17 protein-coding genes are annotated in these 15380 nt (G+C 72.3%); 11 read left to right on the top strand and 6 right to left on the bottom strand.

The features are described from left to right. Positions 1-327: 327 nt before the first annotated feature. The 3 genes from arsJ to E8M80_RS12050 are packed head-to-tail and all read right to left on the bottom strand — an operon-like array spanning position 328 to position 3465. Positions 328-1557, bottom strand: coding sequence for an organoarsenical effux MFS transporter ArsJ (gene arsJ / locus E8M80_RS12060; protein WP_137125936.1), 1230 nt, complete (start codon positions 1555-1557; stop codon positions 328-330). A 4-nt stretch (positions 1558-1561) separates the two neighbouring features. Next, entirely contained in the window at positions 1562-2605 is a 1044-nt protein-coding gene (locus tag E8M80_RS12055; protein WP_137125935.1) for an ArsJ-associated glyceraldehyde-3-phosphate dehydrogenase, read from the bottom strand. Further along, on the bottom strand, positions 2602-3465 hold the full coding sequence (locus E8M80_RS12050; RefSeq protein WP_137125934.1) for a metalloregulator ArsR/SmtB family transcription factor: 864 nt from the start codon (positions 3463-3465) through the stop codon (positions 2602-2604). The genes E8M80_RS12055 and E8M80_RS12050 overlap by 4 nt, the downstream gene beginning before the upstream one ends. 216 nt (positions 3466-3681) lie before the next feature. Here E8M80_RS12050 and metK point away from each other — a divergent pair, with 216 nt between their 5' ends. Genes metK through E8M80_RS12035 form a run of 3 tightly spaced genes read left to right on the top strand, consistent with a single transcriptional unit; the run spans position 3682 to position 6376 of the window. Next, positions 3682-4869: a methionine adenosyltransferase gene (gene metK, locus E8M80_RS12045; RefSeq protein WP_137125933.1), complete on the top strand. Its 1188-nt coding sequence runs from the start codon at positions 3682-3684 to the stop codon at positions 4867-4869. A 14-nt stretch (positions 4870-4883) separates the two neighbouring features. Further along, the gene (locus E8M80_RS12040; protein WP_137125932.1) at positions 4884-5627 is read left to right on the top strand and encodes a tRNA (guanosine(46)-N(7))-methyltransferase TrmB; all 744 of its coding nucleotides are present in this window, start codon (positions 4884-4886) and stop codon (positions 5625-5627) included. Next, complete coding sequence (locus tag E8M80_RS12035; protein WP_137125931.1) at positions 5618-6376, top strand: SDR family NAD(P)-dependent oxidoreductase; 759 nt, start codon at positions 5618-5620, stop codon at positions 6374-6376. Before E8M80_RS12040 ends, E8M80_RS12035 begins: the two co-directional genes overlap by 10 nt. Positions 6377-6409: 33 nt before the next feature. On the opposite strand, the gene E8M80_RS12030 is transcribed toward E8M80_RS12035, so the two are convergent. Then, positions 6410-6991: a TIGR00730 family Rossman fold protein gene (locus tag E8M80_RS12030; protein ID WP_137125930.1), complete on the bottom strand. Its 582-nt coding sequence runs from the start codon at positions 6989-6991 to the stop codon at positions 6410-6412. 3 nt (positions 6992-6994) lie between these two features. Then, positions 6995-7441, bottom strand: a complete 447-nt coding sequence (locus E8M80_RS12025) for a MaoC family dehydratase (RefSeq protein WP_137125929.1) — start codon at positions 7439-7441, stop codon at positions 6995-6997. Positions 7442-7551: 110 nt separating this feature from the next. On the opposite strand from E8M80_RS12025, the gene E8M80_RS12020 reads away from it, so the two are divergent. From E8M80_RS12020 to E8M80_RS12000, 5 genes are all read left to right on the top strand, one after another. Continuing rightward, a complete protein-coding gene (locus tag E8M80_RS12020) occupies positions 7552-8685 on the top strand; it encodes a M20 family metallopeptidase (RefSeq protein WP_137125928.1) in 1134 nt (377 codons plus the stop codon). A 71-nt stretch (positions 8686-8756) separates the two neighbouring features. After that, complete coding sequence (locus E8M80_RS12015) at positions 8757-9215, top strand: hypothetical protein (RefSeq protein WP_170979359.1); 459 nt, start codon at positions 8757-8759, stop codon at positions 9213-9215. A gap of 25 nt (positions 9216-9240) precedes the next feature. Beyond that, positions 9241-9909 carry an SDR family NAD(P)-dependent oxidoreductase gene (locus tag E8M80_RS12010; RefSeq protein WP_137125926.1) on the top strand — a complete coding sequence of 223 codons (669 nt, stop codon included), beginning with the start codon at positions 9241-9243 and terminating at the stop codon, positions 9907-9909. A 10-nt stretch (positions 9910-9919) separates the two neighbouring features. Further along, positions 9920-10561, top strand: a complete 642-nt coding sequence (locus E8M80_RS12005) for a hypothetical protein (protein ID WP_137125925.1) — start codon at positions 9920-9922, stop codon at positions 10559-10561. Positions 10562-10633: 72 nt separating this feature from the next. Continuing rightward, positions 10634-11542 (top strand): MBL fold metallo-hydrolase, encoded by a 909-nt coding sequence (locus E8M80_RS12000; RefSeq protein WP_137125924.1) that lies wholly within the window; start codon positions 10634-10636, stop codon positions 11540-11542. A gap of 133 nt (positions 11543-11675) precedes the next feature. On the opposite strand, the gene E8M80_RS11995 is transcribed toward E8M80_RS12000, so the two are convergent. Then, positions 11676-12698, bottom strand: a complete 1023-nt coding sequence (locus E8M80_RS11995; RefSeq protein WP_137125923.1) for an NAD(P)/FAD-dependent oxidoreductase — start codon at positions 12696-12698, stop codon at positions 11676-11678. 72 nt (positions 12699-12770) lie between these two features. Here E8M80_RS11995 and tsaE point away from each other — a divergent pair, with 72 nt between their 5' ends. From tsaE to E8M80_RS11980, 3 genes are all read left to right on the top strand, one after another. After that, complete coding sequence (gene tsaE, locus E8M80_RS11990; protein ID WP_137125922.1) at positions 12771-13229, top strand: tRNA (adenosine(37)-N6)-threonylcarbamoyltransferase complex ATPase subunit type 1 TsaE; 459 nt, start codon at positions 12771-12773, stop codon at positions 13227-13229. Positions 13230-13428: 199 nt separating this feature from the next. After that, positions 13429-14418 carry an aminoglycoside phosphotransferase family protein gene (locus E8M80_RS11985; RefSeq protein WP_137125921.1) on the top strand — a complete coding sequence of 330 codons (990 nt, stop codon included), beginning with the start codon at positions 13429-13431 and terminating at the stop codon, positions 14416-14418. Continuing rightward, positions 14415-15143, top strand: a complete 729-nt coding sequence (locus E8M80_RS11980) for a nucleotidyltransferase family protein (RefSeq protein ID WP_137125920.1) — start codon at positions 14415-14417, stop codon at positions 15141-15143. The genes E8M80_RS11985 and E8M80_RS11980 overlap by 4 nt, the downstream gene beginning before the upstream one ends. Positions 15144-15380: the final 237 nt, after the last annotated feature.

Raw genomic sequence — 15380 nt, 5'->3', positions numbered from 1 at the left:
CGAGGCCGTGTATCCGATGGCCTACGAGACCTTCGAGGACGTCACCGCAGATCTCCCGCGGTTCATCGAGAATGTCTAGAATTGCAAGCGGCTGCACTCGGCTCTCGGCTACCTCAGCCCCGTGCAGTTCGAGGAGCAACAGGCCCGGCGCCCTGTCAAAGCTGCAGCCTGACCCATGTCCGGCCCCAGGGGCCCACTCCAATCCCCCTCCCTTCTTTGGCACTTGGCGCCGGCCCGGGAAGGTAGGGCGCCAGGCGCCAAAGAAGGTTGAGGGGGGGGGGCGGGGGGAGAAGTTCCCTTCTCCCCCCGCCTTTTTCGGCGCGGCACTCAGCCCGGCCGCCGCGCCCCGCCCGGCAGCAGCAGCGTCACCGCCCAGCACAGCGCGAGCATCGCCGCCGCGCCCAGAAGGCAGGCGAGCAGCCCGCCCCAGCTGTAGAGCAGGCCCGACAGCAGCGTGCCCATGAAGCGCCCGGCGGCATTGGCGGCGTAGTAGAAGCCGACATCCTCGGCCGCCTTCTCGCTGCCCGCATAGGCGAGCACCAGGTAGGAATGCACCGAGGAGTTCACCGCGAAGAGCAGGCCGAAGACGCAGAGCCCGGCCGGCACGTAGAGGTCCGCGCGCGGCACGCCGGCGGCCATGAGCAGCGCCAGCAGCGCCGTCGCCGCCGCCAGTGCCGCGGACCAGTGGCGCGCGGCCGGGACCTCGGCACTGAGCCCGTCGGCGCTGCGCCGCACCAGCGCGGGTGCTGCCGCCTGCACGACGCCGTACCCGATGGTCCAGAGCGCGAGGAACCCGCCCACCATCGTGAAGGTCCAGCCCGAGGCATAGAGGAAGACCGGCAGGCCGACGACGAACCAGACATCCCGCGCGCCGAAAAGGAAAACCCGTGCCGCGGCAAGCAGGTTGATGGCGCGCGACTTCGCGAACAGTTCCCGCGCGCTGCGCGACGCCCTGGCGCGGCCCATCATCGGCGGCAGCGCGACCAGCACGCCCGCCAGCACGACGAGCAGCGCCGCCGCCATCGCCCAGAGCGCGGCGCGGAAGCCCAGCAGTTCGAGCAGCAGCCCGCCAAGGAAGAATCCGGCGCCCTTCATGGCGTTCTTGCTGCCGGTGAAGTAGGCAACCCAGCGGAACAGGCGACCATTCCCCGCCCCGGCGGTGAGCTTGATGGCCGACTTGCTGGCGGTCTTGGTCAGGTCCTTGGCCACCCCGCAAATACCCTGCGCCACCACCACCCAGGCGACCGAGAGCGTCGCCCCCCAGTCCGGCGAGACGGCCGAGAGCAGCAGGAACCCCGTCACCTGCGCCCCGAGCCCGACCGCCAGCATCCGCGCGATGCCGAAGCGCGTGGCGAGCCAGCCGCCCACCAGGTTCGCGCCGATGCCGGCCGCCTCGTACAGCAGGAACAGGAAGGCGAGCGTGAAGGGGCTGTAGCCGAGCCGGTAGAAATGAAGCAGCACCAGCATGCGCAGCGCGCCGTCGGTCAGCGTGAAGCCCCAATAGGCGAGCGTCACGACCAGGTAGTCGCGCAGTCCCTGCGGCGCGGCGCTCGCCATGGCGTCAGATCCCGGCCGTCCACATGTGGCAGGCGAGGTCCACCATGCGGCAGGCGTAGCCCATCTCGTTGTCGTACCAGGCGTAGACCTTGAGCAGCGTGCCGTCGGTGACGAGGGTGGAGGGCGCGTCGACCACGGCGCTGCGCGTGTCACCGGCATAGTCGGCCGAGACGAGGGGGCGGTCCTCGATGCCGAGGATGCCGGCCAGCGGCCCGGCGGCGGCGGCGCGGAACAGCGCGTTCACCTCGCCGGCGGTCGTCTCGCGCCGCATCTCGAAGACGCAGTCGGTCAGGGACGCGTTGAGCACCGGCGCGCGCACCGCGTGGCCGTCAAGCTTTCCCTTCAGCTCCGGGTAGATCAGCGCGATGGCGGTGGCGCTGCCGGTCGTGGTCGGCTGGAGGGACAGCATGGCCGAGCGCGCGCGGCGCAGGTCCTTGTGCGGCGCATCGGTCACGACGTTGGTGTTGGTCGGGTCGTGAATGGTGGTGATCTGGCCGTGGCGGATGCCGATCGACTCGTGAACCACCTTGACCACCGGGGCGAGGCAGTTGGTGGTGCAGGACGCGGCGGTGACGATGGGGTGGCGGGTCGGGTCATAGAGGTGCTCGTTCACGCCGACGACGACGTTCAGCACGGTGTCGAACTTGACCGGCGCGGCGACGACCACGCGCTGCGCGCCGCGGTCGAGATGGCCCTGCAGCGCCGCGGGATCCAGGAACTTCCCCGTGCAGTCGAGCACGATATCGACGCCGAGATCGCCCCAGGGGATGTCGGCGGGCCTGGCGTGTTCGCTGTAGGTCAGGCGGCGGTCGCCGATGCGGATGGCGGCATTGTCCTCGGCCGCGATCGGCGCGCGCCAGCGGCCCTGCACGCTGTCGAATTCCAGCAGGTGGGCGATGGCGGCGGCGCCGCCCTTGACCTCGTTGACGTGCACGATGTCGAGGCGGTTGCCCGCGCGCGGGTCGTCCGGCTGGCGGTCGGCGGCGCCCATCGCGGCGCGCAGCGCGAGCCGCCCGATGCGGCCCATGCCGTTGATGCCGACCCTCATGCCCGGGCGCCCGCGGCCAGCGGCTGCGCCAGCTCGTCGATCCGCGCCTTCAGCGCCATGCGGTCCAGGCTCTCGAAGGGCAGGCTCGCGAAGATGGACAGGCGGCGGTGCAGGGCGGCGTAGAGCTCGTTCAGCAACGTCGCGCGCTCGGTCGCGCTGCCGGTGAACTTGGCGGGGTCGGGCAGCGGCCAGGCGGCGGAGACGTGCGTGCCCTCGAAATCCGGGCAGGCTTGCAGGTTCAGCGTGTCGCAGAGTGCGATGACGAAATCCATCCGCGGCGCATCCGGCGCGGTGAACTCGTCCCAGGATTTCGAGCGCAGCGCCGCGACGTCGTGGCCGAGGCTGCGCAGCTGCGCCAGCACCTCCGGCAGTGGGCCTTCCGGCGCGGGCGCCGACCCTGCCGAGAAGGCGCGGAAGCGCCCGCCCTGCAGGCCGGCCAGGATGGCCTCGGCCATGATCGAGCGCGCGGAATTGCGCGTGCAGAGGAACAGCACGTTGAAGGCGGGCGGCACCATGGCGGTGTCCTCCGGAGTGGTGGGTGGCAGGAGGCGGGCGAGGTCGCCGCAGCGGCCGGGATCGCCGGCGCAGCAGGCCTCGGCCAGGATGGCGAAAAGGGCGCGGAGCGCCGCGATGCGCGGGGCATAGAGCAGCAGGCGGCCCTGGCGGGTCGCCTGCACGAGCCCGGCCTGCTCCAGCGCGCGGAGATGGAAGGACAGGGTGGAGGACGGCACGCCGAGCTGCGACGCGATGCTCCCCGCCGGCAGCCCGTTCGGCCCGGCGGAGAGCAGGGCGCGCATCAGCTCGAGGCGGGTGGCCTGGCCGAGGGCGGCGAAGGCCAGGGCGGCCTGAATCGATTCCATATTTCCACAATAATGGAATTCGACGTATCGCTGCGTGACAATTCCGTGGCGGCGGCACCCCGGCACGGTCCCGGCCATGTGGCCGAACCCGGCGGCGCGCCCCCTGCCTTGACCCCGCCACACCCCCTTGCCATACGCCCCCGTCCCGGATTCCCCGGGCCCAGCCTGCCGGGGCGTCCCGCCGGCATTTCCCGCGACAAGAGGCCGAATCAAGCCATGCGCGATACCGGCGAGTATCTGTTCACGTCCGAATCCGTTTCCGAGGGCCATCCCGACAAGGTGGCGGACCGCATCTCGGACACCGTGCTCGATGCCTTCCTGACCGCAGACCCCTATTCGCGCGTGGCCTGCGAGACGCTGGTCACCACCAACCGCGTCGTCATCGCGGGCGAGGTGCGCGGTCCCGCCTCGGTCACCGCCGACTACCTGAAGCACCTCGCGCGGCTCGCGATCCACGACATCGGCTACGAGCAGGACGGCTTCCACTGGCAGAACGCCAGCGTCGAGTGCCACCTTCACGCCCAGTCCGCGCACATCGCGCAGGGCGTGGACGCCGCCGGCAACAAGGACGAAGGCGCCGGCGACCAGGGCATCATGTTCGGCTACGCCTGCACCGAGACGCCTGAACTGATGCCCGCGCCGCTGTACTATGCGCACCTTATCCTGCGCCGGATCAGCGAGATGCGCCGCAACGGCGACGTGGCCGTGAAGGGCCTGCTGCCCGACGCCAAGTCGCAGGTCACGCTCCGCTACGTGGACGGCAAGCCGGTCGGCGCCACCTCGGTCGTCGTCTCGACGCAGCACGAGGAAGGCATGGAGCAGGCCGAGATCAAGCGCCTGCTGCGCCCGATCGTCGAGAGCACGCTGCCCGCCGGCTGGATGTGCCAGGACAACGAGTTCTACGTGAACCCGACCGGCCAGTTCGTGATCGGCGGCCCGGACGGCGACTGCGGCCTGACCGGGCGCAAGATCATCGTCGACACCTATGGCGGCGCGGCGCCGCACGGCGGCGGCGCGTTCAGCGGCAAGGACCCGACGAAGGTGGACCGTTCGGCGGCCTATGCCGCCCGCTACGTCGCCAAGAACGTCGTGGCCGCGGGCCTCGCCGACAAGTGCACCATCCAGGTCTCCTACGCGATCGGCGTGTCGAAGCCGCTCAGCGTCTATTTCGACCTGCACGGCACGGGCCGCGACGTGGACGAGGCGAAGCTCGCCAAGGTCGTGGACGGGCTCGTGAACCTGTCGCCGCGCGGCATCCGCGAGCACCTGCACCTGAACCGGGCGATCTACGTGCCGACCTCCGCCTACGGCCATTTCGGCCGCACGCCGGATGCCGAGCGCGGCACCTTCACCTGGGAGAAGACCGACCTGGTGGACGAGCTGAAGCGCGCTTTCGGCCGGTGAGCCCGGAGGGCGAGATGGGGCGCGGCGCGTCGCCCCACCGCGCGCCCTCCCTCACGCCGGAGGGCATTCCCGACCGGCTCTATGGCCGCCGTCGCGGCCATCCGCTGCGGCCGCGGCAGGAAAGGCTGCTCGAGCTCGCCCTGCCGCGCTTCCGCCTTGCGGCGGCAGAAGCGGCCGACCCGCGCGCGGTCTTTCCCGATGCGGCAGACCTCTGGCTGGAAGTGGGCTTCGGCGGGGGCGAGCATGCGCTGGCGCTCGCCGCCGCCAACCCCGCCGTGGCGCTCATCGCCTCCGAGGTCTTCGAGAACGGCCTCTGTTCCCTGCTGACGCGGATCGTGCCCGAGGGTGCGGAGGCCAACGCCCCGCCCCCCCCGCATCTGCGCCTCTGGCCCCAGGATGCGCGCCACCTGGTGGCACTGCTGCCCGATGCGGTGCTCGGCCGGCTCTACCTGATGTTCCCCGACCCCTGGCCCAAGGCGCGCCACGCCAAGCGCCGCTTCGTGAACCCCGCCATGCTGCCGCTGGTGGCGCGCGTGCTGCGCCCCGGCGCGGAATGGCGGATCGCGAGCGACGACCCGACCTACCAGGCCTGGGTCGAGGAGAGCTTCGCCGCGCAGCCTTTCTTCGCGCGGGCCGGCCATGCCATCGGCTCGCGTCCCGAAGCCTGGCACCCGACGCGCTATGAGGCGAAGGCGATCCGCGAAGGCCGCACGCCGCACTACTGGACCTTCGTTCGGACCGACGCGCCATGGAACTGACCGGCGCCGTCGCGCTGGTCACCGGCGCGGGCTCGGGACTCGGCGCCGCGACGGCCGAGGCGCTGGCGGCGGCCGGCGCGCGCGTCGTGGCGCTTGACCTGAACGCCGAGGGGCTGGCCGCCCTCGCCGCCCGCTGCGGCGCGACACCGGTGGTCGGCGACGTGGCGAGCGAGACCGATGTCGAGGGCGCGATCGCCGCCGCCGCCGGCCTCGGGAAGCTGCGGGTGGCCGTGAACTGCGCCGGCATCGCGCCCGCCGCGCGGCTGGTCGGTCGCGGCGGCGCGCACGACCTGGCGCTGTTCGAGCGCACGATCCGCGTCAACCTGACCGGCACCTTCAACGTCATGCGCCTTGTTGCCCTGCGGATGCAGGCCGAGGACGCGACGGCGCCGGAGGGCGAGCGCGGCGTCATCGTCAACACCGCCTCCATCGCGGCCGAGGACGGGCAGGTCGGGCAATGCGCCTATGCCGCGTCCAAGGCGGGCGTGATGGGGCTGACGCTGCCGGCGGCGCGGGAGTTGGCGCGAACGGGGATCCGCGTCGTCACCCTGGCCCCCGGCCTGTTCGAGACGCCGATGCTGGCCGGGCTGCCCGAGGCGGCGCAGGCCGCGATCCGGGCGCTGCCGCCCTTCCCGGCCCGGCTCGGGCGGCCCGAGGAATTCGCGGCGATGGTGCTGGCCATCTGCGCCAATCCGCTGCTGAACGGCACGACGCTCCGGCTCGATTCCGCGCTCAGGCTGCCGCCCTGACCGCGCTGCGGCGCTGAAGCCGGGCCTCGGCCGTCAGGCCTCGCCCGGCAGCAGCCAGCGCGGCACCTCGGGCGCCGCGAACCGCGCCAGGGCATCGAGCGCCGCCTCGGCGTCCGGCGCCAGCAGCGCCATGTCGCGCATTGCGGGCTTCAGGAAGCCCTCTGCCACCATGTGGTCGAAGGCCGCCATCTGCCGCGACCAGTAGCCGAGCGTGTCGACGAAGGCGACGCCCTTGCGGTGGATGCCGAGCTGCAGCCAGGTCAGCGCCTCGACCGCTTCCTCCAGCGTGCCGAAGCCGCCGGGCAGCACGATGAAGCCGTCAGCCATCTCGGCCATCATCGCCTTGCGTTCGTGCATCGAGGCCACGACGCGCAGGTCGTCCAGCTCGCCGTTGCCGGCCTCCCGCATCACGAGGCCGTGCGGGATGATGCCCGTGACCGGCGCGCCGGCTGCCTGCGCGGCGCGGGAGACAATGCCCATAAGCCCGACCGCGCCGCCGCCGAACACGAGCCCCATGCCGCGCGCGCCGATGGCGCGGCCGAGCGCCTTGGCCGCCGCCGCGTAGTCCGGCCGCACGCCGGCGGCCGAGCCGCAGAAGACGCAGACGCGGCGCATCCGCTATTCCGCCGCCTGCGCGGCACGACTGGCGCGCGCGGGGACGGAGACATAGGCCTCGCCCTCCAGCACCGGCTCACCCTTCACCGTGCAGACGGTGCGCAGCGTGGCGCGGTGCTTCTCGGGGTGCAGCGCCATCACCTCGACCGTCGCGGTCACCGTCTCGCCGATCTTGACCGGCGCGCGGAACTTCAGCGACTGCGACATGTAGATCGTGCCGGGGCCGGGCAGCTGCGTGCCCAGCACCTTGGTGATGAGGCCGGCGGCCAGCATCCCGTGCGCGATGCGTTCCTTGAAAATGGTCGTCGCCGCGTATTCCGCGTCGAGGTGCATCGGGTTGGTGTCCCCGGTGACCGCCGCGAACAGCACGATGTCGGCTTCCGTGATGGTCTTGGAGAACTTGGCCGTCAGGCCGACCGAGAGGTCCTCGAAGAAATAGAGTTCCGGCATGGCTGCCCCGTCTGCTGCGCTGCAACAGGGTCGTTACCGGCGCCGGCCGGGATGGACAAGCGAAAAGCCGGCGGCGAGAACGAAGCCCTTCCAGCCCGAGGACCCGCCCCATGCCCGCGACCGAGATCGGCACCTCCGAACGCCTGCTTGCCGAACTGCGCGGCTGGGTCGAGCACGAGACGCCGACCACCGACGGGGCCGCGGTCAACGGCCTGCTCGACCGGGCCGAGGCGGAACTCCGTGCCGTCGGCGCGGCGCTGGAGCGCCTGCCCGGCCGCGACGGCTATGGCGACACGCTGGTCGCCCGCACGCCGGGGCAGGGCGCACCCGTCGTCGTCGCCGGCCATCTCGACACGGTCTGGGACCACGGCACGCTCGCCGCCTCCATGCCCTGGAAGGTGGCCGGCGCGAAGGCGCACGGCCCGGGCATCTACGACATGAAGGCGGGCTCCTTCCTCGCCTTCCATGCGGTGCGGGAGATCCTGCGCCAGAAGGTGGCCACGAAGCGCCCGATCATCCTGCTGCTGACGCCGGACGAGGAAGTGGGCAGCCCGACCTCCCGCGCGCCCATCGAGCGCGCCGCCGCCGGCGCGCGCGCCGTGCTGATCCCGGAGCCGGCCGGCGCGCCGCACGGCGCCTGCGTCACCGCGCGCAAGGGGGTGGGCCGGTTTGTCATGCGCATCCACGGCGTCTCGGCCCATGCCGGCGGCAACTGGCAGGACGGGCGTTCGGCCGTGGTGGCACTGGCGCGGAAGATCCTCGAGATCCACGCGCTGACCGACCTCGCCGGCGGCACCACCACCAACGTCGCGCCGATCTGGGGCGGCACGCGCCCGAACGTCGTGCCGCCCGAGGCCGGCTGCGAGATCGACTGCCGCGTGACCAGCATCGCGGAGGGCGAGCGCATCGAGCGCCTCATCCTCGGCATGGCCGGCGAGGCGGAGGGCATCCGCATCGAGGTCACCGGCGGCATGAACCGCCCGCCCATGGTCGAGACGCCGGAGATCACGGCGCTGCACGAGACGGCGCGCGGCATCGCGGCTCGGCACGGCTACGACCTGCCCAAGATGCACCGCGGCGGCGGCTCGGACGGCAACTTCACGGCGGCGATGGGCGTGCCGACGCTGGACGGGCTCGGCTGCACGGGTGCGGGCGCGCATGCGCCGTTCGAGCATATCCTGTGGCAGGATCTGGCACCGCGCGGGTCGACGCTCTGCGAATTGCTCGAGACGATCGACCAATAGGCCACCGGGCGCTTGCGCCGCGCGAGGAGCCGCGCCTCAATGCCGTGATCGCGCAAGACGTGGAGTCTGGGATGTCCGGAGCCTGGGGAAACGCCGGCGGCGTATCGGCACTGAAGTCGACCGCCGCGCCGCTGACGCCGGAGCAGCAGCAGGCGAACCGGCTCGCCGAGGCCGAGCGCAAGGCCCGCGAGGCGGCCGCGGCGCTGCGCAAGCGCGCCGAGGACCTGCGCGACAAGGTCGAGGGGTGCATCACCGGCGGCGGCAACATCAGCAGCAACTACATCTACGACGATCAGTTCACGGTCGCGGGGCGCTGGAAGACCACGGAGGTGACGCTCGCCTTCGACCTGTGGAAGCAGCTCCATGAGGCACGGCAGCGGGGAAGCGTGGTGACGCTGCGCATCCACATGATGGGGCCATCGGCGAAGTACTCCGGCGGCCGGGACGGCCAGGTCCAGGCAAACTTCATCCGTAACAAGGGCGGCGCGAAGAAGGGTCGCTACAACGTCCACATCAACGTCAACGGCTGATGCCTGCACAGCGGGGAGCGAGACCATGCCCAAGGCCCTCATCATCGGCGCCGGAGACGGACTCTCGGCCTCGCTGGCGCGGCTGTTGGCGAGGCGGGGCTACGCCGTCGCCCTGGCCGCGCGCAACGTCGCCAAGCTCGATGCGCTGGTGGCCGAGACCGGCGCCGCTGCGCACGTCTGCGACGCAGCATCCGAGGCCGACGTTGCCGCCCTGTTCGACGCCGAGGGCGACGCCGAGGTGGTGCTCTACAACCCGTCCTTCCGCACCCGCGGGCCGGTCACGGACCTCATGCCGGCCGACGTGCAGAAGTCCCTGCAGGTCTGCGCCTTCGGTGCGTTCCTCGTGGCGCAGCAGGCCGCCCGGCGGATGCTGCCGCGCGGCGTCGGCACCATCCTGCTGACCGGCGCCAGCGCCGGCGTGAAGGGCTTCGCGCAATCAGCGCCTTTCGCCATGGGCAAGTTCGCGCTGCGCGGCCTGGCGCAGTCCCTCGCGCGGGAACTTCATCCGCAGGGCATCCATATCGCGCACATCGTGGTCGATGGCGGCATCCGCGGCGCCCGCCGCCCGGATGCGGGGGACGACGCGCTGCTCGACCCCGACGCGATCGCCGAGACCTGCCTGCATCTCATCGGCCAGCACCGGTCCTGCTGGTCGTGGGAGGTCGAGGTCCGGCCGTGGATGGAACGCTTCTGAGGCCGCCGCCGTGACCGCTACCGTGCCCGAGGCCCTGCGCGGCGTCGTCGCGGCCGAATGGCGCCGCCACCTCGATGACGGCCTGGCGGAGCTTGCGCGCACGCCCTGCGCCGCGGTGCGCGGCGTGGCGGCCGAACTCGCCGCGGATCCCGCACGGCGCGACCTCGGCTTCCTGACGCGCTTCGGCATGCTCGAATTGCCGGCCGAGGACCGCGTGACCTTCATGGCGGCCTGCGCGCGGCGCCAGACGGGCGGCCCGCTCGCGGGAGTGGCCGACCTGCCCGGCACGGCGGCGCTGCGCAAGGCGCTGTTCCCCCTGCTGCAGGCGCGGTTCGGAGAGGCACCGGTCGCAGCGGGCCGCGCCGAGTTCCTGATGATCGCCGCGCGCGCGCCGGTGCCGATGCGGCTGTGGATGGACACCGCCAGCCGCGGCCAGGGCCTGCGCTGGGCGGTGCAGGTGGTGCGACTGCCGGAGCAACGGACACGCTATTCGGCATCCAGCGACTCGCTGCTCGGGATCACCCTCGGCGCCAGCGGCTGGGACCGGATGCGGCGTGACGCGCTGGATGACGAGGCCGCGCTCCTGGTCGAGCGCATCGCAGGCACGGTCGCCGCGCTGTCCGGCGTGGACTGGGATGCGGCAGGACGCTGAGGCGCGCCGCAGGGGCTGCACCGCCGCCGCCGCGGCACCACATGGGCGGTCAGGGTGGAAGGGACCATTGCGATGACGGGACATGCGACGATCCGCGCCTTCTTCGACGAACCGACCAACACGGTCTCCTACCTGGTGTGGGACCCCGCGACGAAGCGCGGCGCGGTGATCGACCCCGTGCTCGACTGGGACAACCGCTCGGGCAGCGCCGATGTCGCCTTCGCCGACCGCATCCTGGCCGCCGCGGCCGAGGAAGGCCTGACGATCGACTGGGTGCTCGAAACCCACGCCCATGCCGACCACCTGACCGCCGCGCCCTACATCAAGGCGCGGACTGGCGCGCCCATCGGCATCGGCGAACACATCCGCGACGTGCAGGCGATCTTCCGACCCGTCTTCGCGGCCGACGACGTGAAGCCCGACGGCGGCGACTTCGACTGCCTGTTCCGCGACGGCGAGCACTTCCGGCTCGGCGCCCTCGACGTCGAGGTGATCCACACCCCCGGCCATACCCCCGCCTGCATCTCCTACCGCGTGGCGCCGCCGCGCAACGAGGAAGGGCCATCGGACGTCTTCGTGGGCGACACGCTGTTCATGCACGACTACGGCAGCGCCCGCGCGGACTTCCCGGGCGGGGACGCGCGCACGCTGTTCCGTTCCATGAAGCGCCTGCTCGCCCTGCCGCCGGAAACCCGGCTCTGGATCTGCCACGACTACAAGGCGCCGGGGCGCAACGAATTCGCGTGGCAATCGACGGTCGCCGAGCAGCGCGCACACAACCCGCATGTGAAGGACGGCGTGACGGAGGAGGAATTCGTGGCCTTCCGCACCGCGCGCGACGCGACGCTGGCGGCGCCGCTGCTGCTGCTGCCCTCGATCCAGGTGAACATCCGCGCAGGACGCTTCCCGCCGGCGGAGAGCAACGGCGTGCGCTACCTGAAGGTGCCGGTCACGGCGAAGACGGCCGCGGCGGTCGAATAGGACGGCGGAGGGAAGGGAACTTCCCCTGAGCCCCCAACCTTCTTTGTCACCTGGCACCCCACGTCCCCGGACCGGCGCCAGGTTCCAAGGAAGGGAGGGGGCTCGGGGGAGGTTCTCCTCCCCCGACCTTCCCCTAGGCCCCGGCCGGCACGCCCTTCGACGTCGAATACTCGAAATGCAGCGCCTCCCCCGGGAACACCCGGGGATGAATCGCATGCGCCGCCATCGCCGCCTCGCTGAAGCCCTGCAGGATCAGCTTCAGCTTGCCCGGATAGGTCGCGATGTCGCCGATGGCGTAGACGCCGTCGATGTTCGTGGCGCAGGTGGCGGGCTCCACCGCGATGTGGTGCTTCTCGAGCCCGAGGCCCCATTCCGCGATCGGGCCAAGCTCCATCGACAGCCCGTAGAAGGGCAGCAGGACATCCGCCGGGATGTCGCGCTCCTCGCCCTTCAGCGTCGCGACCACCACGGCCTCCAGCTTCGACCCGTCGCCCTTCAGCCCGTGCAGCTGGTACGGGATCGCCATCTCCACCTCGCCCCGCGCCGCGGCGGCGTCGAGTTGCGCGGCGGTCTCGGGGGCGGCGCGGAATTTCGGCCGGCGATGCACCACCGTCACCTTCGCCGCCACCTGCTTGAGGCTCAGCGCCCAGTCCACCGCGCTGTCGCCGCCGCCCGCGATCACCACGCGCTTGCCGCGGAAATCCTCCCGCCGCGTGACCAGGTAGCGCACGGCGCCGGACGCCTCGTATCCCGCGAGCCCGTCGAGTGGCGGTCGGTTCGGCCCGAAGGCGCCGGCGCCGGCGGCGATGATCACGGCCTTGCAGCGCACCGTGTCACCGGCCGAGGTGCCGAGCACGAGCGTCCCGTCCGCATCCCGCGCGAGCCGCTCCACCCGGCGCCCGAGCAGGTGGATCGGCGTGAAGGGCGCCGCCTGCTTCTCGAGCGCCGCGATCAGGTCCTGCGCGTCGATCTGCGGATGCGCCGGGATGTCGAAGATCGGCTTCTCGGGATAGAGCGCGCTGCATTGCCCGCCGATCGCGTCGAGCGCGTCGATCACGACCGATTTCATGCGCAGCATGCCGCATTCGAACACCGCGAACAGGCCGACCGGCCCCGCGCCCACGATCGCGACATCCGTTTCGATGACGGCCGCCATGGCCACTCCCCCGACTCTGGGCGGGCGTGATAGACGGAACCGCCCCGGGATCAAAGCGGGCACACCCTTCCCATGCCGCGGACCATCACGCTGGACCTGCCCGACCTTCCCGCCACCCATGCCCTCGCCGCGGGTCTCGCGCGGCTTCTGCGCGCCGGGGACGCGGTGCTGCTGGAAGGGCCGCTGGGCGCCGGGAAGTCGGAATTCGCCCGCGCCCTGCTGCGTGCCGCGGCGGGCGACCCGGCGCTCGAGGTGCCGAGCCCGACCTTCACCCTGGTGCAGTCCTACGACCTGCCGGCCGGCACCGCGCATCACTTCGACCTCTACCGCCTGGACGGGCCGGACGGCCTGGCGGAACTCGGCTGGGACGAAGCGCGGGAGGGCATCGTGCTTGTGGAATGGCCGGACCGGCTGGGGGGTGAACGCCCGGTTGACGCGCTCACCATCGCCCTCGAACCCCAACCCGCCGAGGAGGCCCGGCGGGCAACGCTGTCGGGCTGGGACGAACGGTTGGAGGCGCTGGCGGCATGAGCGCGGCGCAGGAAGCGCGGTGGAGGGGAACCCCCGTCGCACCGGGACCCCACGTCGTTGCCGCGCACCGCCGCGGGGACCCCCAGGCCCCCCCCTTCCCTGATTCGTGGCGCGGCCCGTCGCGGCCATTCCCCAAGTCCCAAAGAAGGTTGAGGGGGGGTCCGGGGGGGAGAAGATCCCTTCTCCCCCCCGCGTCGCCATGAGAGACACCACGTCCTTCCTGCAGTCCGCCGGCTTCGCCGCCGCGCGCCTCGTCCCGCTCCCCTCCGACGCCTCCCACCGCCGCTACGCGCGCCTGGAGGGCGGTCCGCGCCCCGCGCTGCTCATGGATGCGCCGCCGCCCGAGGATGTCCGTCCCTTCCTCGCGGTGCAGCGCCACATTGCGGCGATCGGCCTCTCGGCGCCCGAGATCCTCGCAGCCGACGAGGCTTCGGGCTTCCTGCTGATCGAGGATTTCGGCGACGCCACCCATGCCGCGCTGCTCGACGCCGGCGCCGATCCGTTGCCGCTTTATCTCGAGGCCGCCGAGACGCTGGCCGCGCTGCACGCCGCGCCGCCGCCCGCACACCTGCCCCCCTGGGGGCCGGCCGAGATGGCGCGGGCCACCGCCGCCACCTTCCTCGACTGGTGGTGGCCGGCCGCCTTCGGCAGCGCCGCGGATGCCGATGTGCGCGCGCATCTCGATGTCGCGCTGGCCGCGATGCTGGCACCCTTCGCCGGCGCCGGCTGCTTCGTCCATCGTGACTACTTCCCGGCCAACCTGCTGCGGCTGGAGGCCCGGCCCTCGCCCCGCCGCACCGGGTTGATCGACTTTCAGGACGCCGCCCTCGGCAGCCCCGCCTACGACCTCGTCTCCCTGGTCGAGGACGCGCGCCGCGACGTCGCCCCCGCCGTGCGGAACGCTGCCATCGGCCGCTACCTCGCGGCGCGCCCTGGCCTCGACCGCGATCAATTCGCCGCCGCCATGGCCGCCTGCGCGGCGCAGCGGCACCTGCGCGTGGCCGCGCTCTGGGTGCGGCTCGCGCGGCGGGACGCCAAGCCCGGCTACCTGGCGCACGGGCCGCGCTGCTGGCGCCTGCTGGACCGCGCGCTGCGCCACCCCGCGACGGAGCCGCTGCGCGACTTCCTCGACGACCGAATCCCCCCCGCGCTGCGCCGCACGCCGGCTGTCCTGACGGAGCCCGCATGATCACGCTCACCCACGCCATGGTCCTCGCCGCGGGGCTCGGCACGCGCATGCGCCCGCTGACCGACGACCGGCCGAAGCCGCTGCTCGACCTGGCGGGCCGCTCGCTGCTCGATCACGCGCTGGACCGCCTGCAGGCCGCCGGCGTGCGCCAGGCGGTGGTGAATGCGCACTGGCGGGGGGAACAGATCGCCGCCGCCATGGCGCGCCGCGACGACCCGGCCATCATCCTGCAGCACGAGGACCGGCTGCTCGAGACCGGCGGCGGCGTCGCCCTGGCGTTGCCGCGCTTTGGCCCCGGGCCCTTCGCGGTGGTGAACGGGGACGCCTTCTGGCTCGATGGCCCGACGCCCGCGCTGACCCGCCTGGCCGCCGCCTTCGACCCGGCCGAGATGGACGCGCTGCTGCTCATGGTGCGCACAACGCAGGTCGACGGCGCGGTCGGGCACGGTGACTTCCTGCTCGACCCCATCGGGCGGATGCGCCGGCCGGAGGAACGGGAAATCGCGCCCTATCTCTATGCCGGCGTGCAGATCCTCTCCCCCGCCCTGTTCGCCGACGCGCCCGAGGGCGCGTTCAGCCTCAATCGCCTGTACGACCGGGCGCTGGAGGCCGGGCGGCTCTATGGCCTCGTGCATGACGGGGTGTGGTTCCACCTCTCGACCCCCGAAGACCTCCGCAATGCGGAGGAGACCCTGCAGGCGGGGCTGACGCGGGCGCTGTTCTGATGCGGGCGGCGCGGCGCCGGAGAGGGGCTTTGCCCCTCCCCGGACCCTACCCCACCAGAGGCCGAGGGGCCTCTGGACACCGGGACCTGGGCGGCGAATGCGGGCAGGGGACGACGGCCCCCGCAGCGACGTGCGTTCCGATGAGCCCCCTCCCCGGATTCCCCGATGTATCTTATGGTTTCCAAAGGCCTTTCGGCCTTTGGCGGGTGGGGGTCCGGGGGAGGGCAGAGCCCTCCT

The organism is Roseomonas sp. HF4, from assembly GCF_005222755.1.
In the GTDB taxonomy this organism is placed as follows: domain Bacteria; phylum Pseudomonadota; class Alphaproteobacteria; order Acetobacterales; family Acetobacteraceae; genus Neoroseomonas.
Note: the sequence above shows the minus strand (reverse complement) of the source record. Positions and strands in the feature narration are given on the sequence as shown.